Annotated in this window: 7 protein-coding genes; 4 read left to right on the top strand and 3 right to left on the bottom strand. The window is 66.1% G+C overall.

What is annotated here, in order from left to right:
* Window positions 1–520, top strand: a 520-nt coding sequence (locus DYI24_RS18560) for a hypothetical protein (RefSeq protein WP_164573361.1), incomplete at its 5' end; no start/stop codon positions are given.
* A gap of 277 nt (window positions 521–797) precedes the next feature.
* Here DYI24_RS18560 and thrS read toward each other — a convergent pair.
* Entirely contained in the window at window positions 798–2,861 is a 2,064-nt protein-coding gene (gene thrS / locus DYI24_RS18565) for a threonine--tRNA ligase (RefSeq protein WP_164573362.1), read from the bottom strand.
* A gap of 223 nt (window positions 2,862–3,084) precedes the next feature.
* Between thrS and DYI24_RS18570 the strand changes: the two genes are divergently transcribed.
* Window positions 3,085–4,203: an MFS transporter gene (locus DYI24_RS18570; protein ID WP_164573366.1), complete on the top strand. Its 1,119-nt coding sequence runs from the start codon at window positions 3,085–3,087 to the stop codon at window positions 4,201–4,203.
* Window positions 4,204–4,564: 361 nt separating this feature from the next.
* Here the strand turns inward: DYI24_RS18570 and DYI24_RS18575 are convergent, their stop codons facing one another.
* Entirely contained in the window at window positions 4,565–5,215 is a 651-nt protein-coding gene (locus DYI24_RS18575) for an O-methyltransferase (protein ID WP_164573363.1), read from the bottom strand.
* A 96-nt stretch (window positions 5,216–5,311) separates the two neighbouring features.
* On the opposite strand from DYI24_RS18575, the gene DYI24_RS18580 reads away from it, so the two are divergent.
* Together DYI24_RS18580 and DYI24_RS18585 are read left to right on the top strand one after the other, a co-directional pair.
* Window positions 5,312–5,944: a TetR/AcrR family transcriptional regulator gene (locus DYI24_RS18580; protein WP_164573364.1), complete on the top strand. Its 633-nt coding sequence runs from the start codon at window positions 5,312–5,314 to the stop codon at window positions 5,942–5,944.
* 6 nt (window positions 5,945–5,950) lie between these two features.
* Window positions 5,951–6,376: a DUF3574 domain-containing protein gene (locus tag DYI24_RS18585; RefSeq protein ID WP_164573365.1), complete on the top strand. Its 426-nt coding sequence runs from the start codon at window positions 5,951–5,953 to the stop codon at window positions 6,374–6,376.
* Here DYI24_RS18585 and DYI24_RS28655 read toward each other — a convergent pair.
* The gene (locus DYI24_RS28655) at window positions 6,366–6,446 is read right to left on the bottom strand and encodes a hypothetical protein (RefSeq protein WP_349627795.1); all 81 of its coding nucleotides are present in this window, start codon (window positions 6,444–6,446) and stop codon (window positions 6,366–6,368) included. The two genes, DYI24_RS18585 and DYI24_RS28655, sit on opposite strands and share 11 nt — an antisense overlap.
* Between the last annotated feature and the right edge of the window lie 38 nt (window positions 6,447–6,484).

Below are 6,484 nucleotides of genomic sequence, written 5' to 3' on the forward strand. Positions count from 1 at the left end.
GGATTCGGACAAGTCCACCGACAAGAACGGCCTCGCTTTCGAAGGCGACGTGTACAGCTTCGCCGACTTGATGAAGGCGCATCCCGAAGCGGTGCGCAAAGTGACGTCCCCCGAAGTCGACGAGATCGCGCGCGTCTGGCTGCAGCAGCAGGATGTCGCACCGACCGGCGCCTCCGACAACGAACCCAATGACGTCTATGCCACCGTCAAGGTCGGCAACGAGGTGGTGGCGACGCTCTACAACAGCGGCCTCGTGAAAATGAGCAATTCCACCGCGGCATCCGTGGACGGCATCGACGAGCCGTCGCTGACCGGGCCGGCGCTGGCGCAGTGGCGGGCCGAGACCTATGCCAAGCTGCTCGGCGGCAAGGTCGAGATCGCCGACACCGCCAAGTCGCAAAGCGAATGGACGCCGCGCGCCGGCAGCGAACGCCAGTACAGCCGGGCCGAACTCGACGCCGCGATCGCCGCCATGCAAAAGGGCACTACCCAATCCCCTGGCGTCGACCGCAGCGCGTAAGCGCGCGTGCGCAAATCTTGGTAAGGCGGGCGGCCGCTTAGTCAATCGCGGCTCGCGCACCTATTCGTCATCGCCGGGTTAGTACCTGCCATCTACGTCTTTGCTGCACGCCCCGCCAAAAACGAAAATGCCCGGGACAAGCCCGGGCATCACGTTGAAGAAATCGTGTCGAGATCTTTGCTGAACTCTGCAACAGAGTAGAGCTTAGCTCCTTCCATCAGCGCACCGACGAGTATCTGGCTTTTCAGGCACGACACTCGCCGCCAGCCGACGGCTGTTAAGCCGCTCCCCGCATCCGCTTGACGTCCGGCGGGGTCGCCTCGTCCACCAGTGCGGCGATGGCTTCGTCGGTGGGCATCACCTTCTGGCCTTCGCTGCCGAGGCGGCGGACGGAGACCGAGTGGCTCTCGGCTTCCTTCTTGCCTACCACCAGCAGGGCAGGGACCTTGGCGAGCGAATGCTCGCGCACCTTGAAGTTGATCTTCTCGTTGCGCAGATCGATGTCGGCGCGCAGGCCGGCCTTACGCAGCGCCGCCAGCACCTTCTTGGCGTAATCGTCGCCTTCCGACGTAATCGTGGTGACGACGACCTGAACCGGCGCCAGCCACAGCGGGAAGTTGCCGGCGTAGTGCTCGATCAGGATGCCGGTGAAGCGCTCCATCGAGCCGCAGATCGCGCGATGCACCATCACCGGCGCCTTCTTGGCGCCGTCGGCGTCGATGTAGAACGCGCCGAACCGCTCTGGCAGGTTGAAGTCGACCTGCGTGGTGCCGCACTGCCAGTCGCGGCCGATCGCGTCGCGCAGCACGTATTCGAACTTCGGCCCGTAGAACGCGCCTTCGCCCGGGTTGATCTCGGTCTTGATGCGATTGCCGCCCTTGGCCTTGATCTCGGACAGCACCGTGGCCATCACGCGCTCGGCGTGATCCCACATCTCGTCAGTGCCGACGCGCTTCTCCGGCCGGGTCGACAGCTTCACCGTCAGTTCGCCTTCGAAGCCGAAGTCGGAGTAGGTCGACAGGATCAGGTCGTTGATCTTGATGCATTCCTCGGCGAGCTGCGCCTCGGTGCAGAACACGTGCGCGTCGTCCTGGGTGAAGCCGCGCACCCGCATCAGGCCGTGCATGGCGCCCGACGGCTCGTAGCGATGCACCACGCCGAACTCGGCGAGCCGCAGCGGCAGGTCGCGGTAGCTCTTCAAACCATGCTTGAAGATCTGCACATGGCCGGGGCAGTTCATCGGCTTCAGCGCGAACCAGCGCTTGTCCTCGGCGTCGTCGCCGGCCGACTGCGCCGCGAACATGTTCTCGCGGTACCACTCCCAGTGACCCGAGGTCTCCCACAGCACCTTGTCGAGAATCTGCGGTGCGTTGACTTCGTCGTAGTCGCCGGCGAGGCGGCGGCGCATATAGCCGACCAGCGACTGGAACAGGCTCCAGCCCTTGGCGTGCCAGAACACCACGCCCGGACCTTCTTCCTGGAAGTGGAACAGGTCGAGTTCACGGCCGAGCTTGCGGTGGTCGCGCTTTTCGGCTTCCTCGATCTGATGCAGGTAGGCGTCGAGGTCTTCCTGCTTGGCCCAGGCGGTGCCGTAGATGCGGGTCAGCATCGGATTGTTGCTGTCGCCGCGCCAATACGCGCCCGCCACCTTCATCAGCTTGAAGGCGGTGCCGATCTTGCCGGTCGAGGTCATATGCGGGCCGCGGCACAGATCGAACCACTCGCCCTGCTTGTAGATCTTGATGGTCTGGTCTTCCGGAATGGCGTCGACCAGCTCGACCTTGAACGCCTCGCCGTTGTCGGCGAACACCTTCTTGGCTTCGTCGCGGGTCCAGACTTCCTTGGTGAACGGTTTGTCGCGCGCGATGATCTCGCGCATCTTCTTCTCGATCGCCGCGAAGTCTTCCGGGGTGAACGGCTCGTTGCGGAAGAAGTCGTAGTAGAAGCCGTTCTCGATGGTCGGGCCGATGGTCACCTGGGTGCCCGGCCACAGGCTCTGCACCGCTTCGGCGAGCACGTGGGCGCAATCGTGCCGGATCAACTCCAGCGCGCGCGCATCGTCACGGGCGACGAAGTCGATCTGGGCATTGTCTTCGATCGGATCGGCGAGATCGGTCAGCGTGCCGTTCAGCGCCATCACGACGGTGCGCTTGGCGAGGGAGGGCGAAATGCCCTTGGCGATGTCGAGCCCGGTGGTGCCGCGGGGATATTCGCGGGTCTTGCCGTCGGGGAAGGTGATGGTGATCTGGTCCATGGGGGCTACCGGCTTGAGGTTGGAGAGCGTGTATTGGAAGCCGGAGGTGGACGCGGAAGGCTTGTCGCCCGAAGTCTTTTCGGTCATCGGAAGGCTCCTCTGGCTCACTCCTGCGTACGAGCGCAGGTAAGCGGAAAGGGGCTGTATAGCAGGGGAATCGGACGATTCAAGGAACCCGGACCCCGCGGCGGCGCGCATTTCGCCCTGCTGGTGTCGCGGCGCATTCCCGGTCCGGCAGAATTTTAATGCACCTGCATGGAAACCCTGCTAGCCTTCGGGAGTGTCCCGCTCGTTCGCCCCCACCGCCCTGATGCTCGGCAATTTCGTCACCGGAACCTCGGTTCTGGCGCCTGCCGGCATGTTGCCGGATCTGGCGGCCGGGCTCGGGGTGACGATCCGTAACGCCGGCCTGCTGATCACTTTCGGAGCGATCGTGCTGTGCATCGGATCGCCGCTCACCGCTTGGCTGACCAGCCGGATCGATCGCCGGCTGCTGCTGACGACGACGCTGGCGGTGCTGGCACTCGGCAATCTCGCTTCCGCCTTTGCGCCGAACTATGCCGTGCTGCTGGTGCTGCGGCTGGCGATGCTGTCGGTCGGCGCGCTGTACACGCCGCAGGCCGCCGGCGCGGTGGCGCTGATCGTGCCGCCGGAAAGCCGCGGCGGCACCATGGCCTATGTGTTTCTCGGCTGGTCGCTGGCGGTGGCGCTCGGCGTGCCGCTGGTCACCTTCGCGGCCGATCATGCCGGCTGGCGCAGCGCCTATCTCACCGTCGGCGGCATCGGCCTGATCAGTTTCATCCTGCTCTGGCTGCGGCTGCCGGGCGGCCTGACTGCGGCGCCGGTGAGCCTGCGCACCTGGGCCGCGGTGGGGCGCAACCGCCGCATTCTGACGCTGCTCGGGGTGTCGTCGCTGCAGACCTCCGGGCAGTTCGTGGTGTTCACGTTCTTCGGGCCGCTGCTCACCGGCCTGACCGGTGCCGGGCCGCGCGAGATCGCGCTGGTGTTTGCGATCTCCGGCGTCTGCGGCTTCGTCGGCAACGTCATCGCCAGTCGCATCGTGGACGGCTGGGGCGCATACCGCACCTCGGCGCTGTTCACCTCGCTGATGCTGGCCGGCATTCTCGGCTGGACCTTCGGGGCCGGACATTTCGGCGTGATGGCCGCTGCGGTGGCGGTGTGGGGGCTCGGCTTTGCGGCCTCGAACTCGATGCAGCAGGTGCGCCTCGTGACGGCCGATCCGACGCTCGCCGGCGCGACGGTGTCGCTGAATACGTCGGTGCTGTATGTCGGCCAGGCGATCGGCTCGGCGATCGGCGGCACGCTGTTCGCGGCCGGGCTGCTGCACGTCAACGGCTACGTCTCCACCGCGGTGCTGGGTCTGGCGCTGTGCATGGTGGTGGCCGCGACCCGCGACCGCAGCGCTTGAGTGCGCCGCAGCCGCATCGCGCCGCGCTGCGACGTCTCACATAGTTGATCACGCCCAGCAGCAGCCGCGTGCCGATCAGCACCGGCGCGTGGGTCGGCGAGGCGTGCGGCGGGATCAGGACTGCGATTGCGGTGAAGGCGAGGCAGGTGTGCAGCGCCAGACGGCGGCGCAGCGACAGGGCGGGGGCAGGTGAGGCATCGATCGAACGGACGGCCATGGGAGTCTCCAGGCTGATCCGCGATCGGCGGCGTCATCAGCGCACGCCGACCGCGATGGGTCGGGACGTGCGTTGATTGACGTTGAACGCTTACGGCCGGCACTACCGGCGGCAGACTGCGGGGCGCGGGCCCCGTCGGGAGTATCAGCCGAGCCGCATCGACAGCTCGACATCGGCGGCAAACGGCACCGACAGATAGCCGTTCGCTAGATCGCGCACCCGGGCGAGATAGTCCGGGCAGTGATCGGCGTTGTCGGCGACGATCAGCGCGCCGGGCGAGAGCCGGCTTTCGAGCAGGTCGAGAATATCCGCATACAGCGCCTTGGCGCCGTCGAGCAGCACAAGATCGATGCGGTCGGGCAAATCCTTGCTGAGCGTCTGCAGCGCATCGCCTTCGCGGAATTCGACCAGATCGGCGAGATCGCCGGCTTCGAGATTAGCTTCGGCGCGGACCAGCTTGGCGTGCTCGAACTCAGTGGTGATCAGCCGGCCGCCGCCATTGTCGCGCAGCGCTGCGGCCAGATGCAGCGTCGAAATGCCGAACGAGGTACCGAACTCGACGATGCTTCGGGCGCGGCAGCCTCGTGCCAGCATGTAGAGCAGCACGCCGGTCTCAGGCGACACCGCGAGAGCGTAGTCTTTCAGCCGGCCATACAGCGTCGCGTAGTCGGTCTTGCTACGCATCAGCCGCATCGTGTCGGGTGCGAGCTGGTCGAGCTGCGGCTGCGAGGCCTCGGCTTCGTCGAACAGCCGCGTCAACAGCGGGGCCAGCGGTGAGGTGGTGAGGGTGGTCATGGCGAACTCCAAAAGGGAGTGATCAGCGCGATGTTGCGCGTCCTCAGAAATACGAATAAATATTCGCATTCGCTAATCGCATTCCCCGAGGCGCCGATGGCCGAACGCCGAAGTGGCTCAATTTCCTCGCGAAAACAGCCCCAGCAGGCGCGCTCGACCGGGCTGGTCGCGGCCATTCTGGAGGCGGCTGTTCAGGTTTTGGCGAAAGAGGGCGCGCAGCGCTTCACCACCGCGCGGGTCGCCGACAAAGCCGGCGTCAGTGTCGGCTCGCTGTATCAGTACTTCCCCAACAAGGCTGCGATTCTGTTCCGGCTGCAGAGCGACGAGTGGCGGCAGACCTCGGAGATGCTGCGCGACATCCTCGAGGATCGCCGCGATCCGCCGCCGCAGCGGCTGCGCCGTCTGGTGCACGCCTTCATCCAATCCGAATGCGATGAAGCCGAAGTGCGCGGCGCGCTCGATGATGCTGCGCCGCTGTATCGCGACGCGCCGGAAGCCCGCGCCGCGCGCAAGGCGATGGACGGCACCATGGCGGCGTTTCTGCACGAGGCGGCGCCGAACAGCTCCGAGGCCGCGCGCCAGCGGGCGGCGGAGCTGATCAGCCGCACGATCGCGGCGCTCGGCAAGGACTTCTCCAGCCGCCCGCGCACGGCGGCCGAGATCACCGCGTATGCGGACGCGGTCGGCGATATGCTGTGCGCTTATCTGAAGACGCTGCGACGAGGTTGAGAGAAGATGCCGAAGCCGGTCCTGACACGGCTGCTGATCGCCTGCCTAGCTGCGACGTCGCTCGGCGGCTGTGCGGCGCTGCCGGCGCCGGCGTGCCTGCCGCCATCGCAGCCGATGCTGAGTGCCGAGCTGGCCTTCGGCCGCAATATCGGCGACCGGCTCGGCGTCAGCGATGTCGAGTTCAAGCGCTTCACCGCGGAAGAAATCACGCCTCGGTTTCCGGATGGGCTGACGGTGGTGGATAGCGTCGGGCAGTGGCGCGACAGCGAGCGCGGCCACATCGTCCGGGAAAAGGCCAAGCTGGTGACGCTGGTGTTCGCCGACGATCCGGCCAAGCGCGCGGCGCTGAGCGCCATCGCCGAGGCCTATAAGCAGCGCTTCAAGCAGCAGGCGGTGATGATCTCGGTGCGGCCGAGCTGCGTCAGCTTCTGAGTGCAGCGGCGGTGCCGCGCTCGGTGATCTGATAGTGCGTCGATCGGGGATCGACCGAGGAACGCTTCAGCCAGCCAAGCTCGACGAGGTTTTCGAACGGCTTCTGCT

It is taken from the genome of Rhodopseudomonas sp. BR0C11, assembly GCF_010820945.1.
GTDB classification, from domain to species: domain Bacteria; phylum Pseudomonadota; class Alphaproteobacteria; order Rhizobiales; family Xanthobacteraceae; genus Rhodopseudomonas; species Rhodopseudomonas palustris_H.

What these genes read in the sequence shown, in the direction of transcription:
- thrS (WP_164573362.1), bottom strand. Translation starts at nt 2,861, where the DNA reads ATGACCGAAAAGACTTCGGGCGACAAGCCTTCCGCGTCCACCTCCGGC.
- DYI24_RS18570 (WP_164573366.1), top strand. Translation starts at nt 3,085, where the DNA reads ATGCTCGGCAATTTCGTCACCGGAACCTCGGTTCTGGCGCCTGCCGGC.
- DYI24_RS18575 (WP_164573363.1), bottom strand. Translation starts at nt 5,215, where the DNA reads ATGACCACCCTCACCACCTCACCGCTGGCCCCGCTGTTGACGCGGCTG.
- DYI24_RS18580 (WP_164573364.1), top strand. Translation starts at nt 5,312, where the DNA reads ATGGCCGAACGCCGAAGTGGCTCAATTTCCTCGCGAAAACAGCCCCAG.
- DYI24_RS18585 (WP_164573365.1), top strand. Translation starts at nt 5,951, where the DNA reads ATGCCGAAGCCGGTCCTGACACGGCTGCTGATCGCCTGCCTAGCTGCG.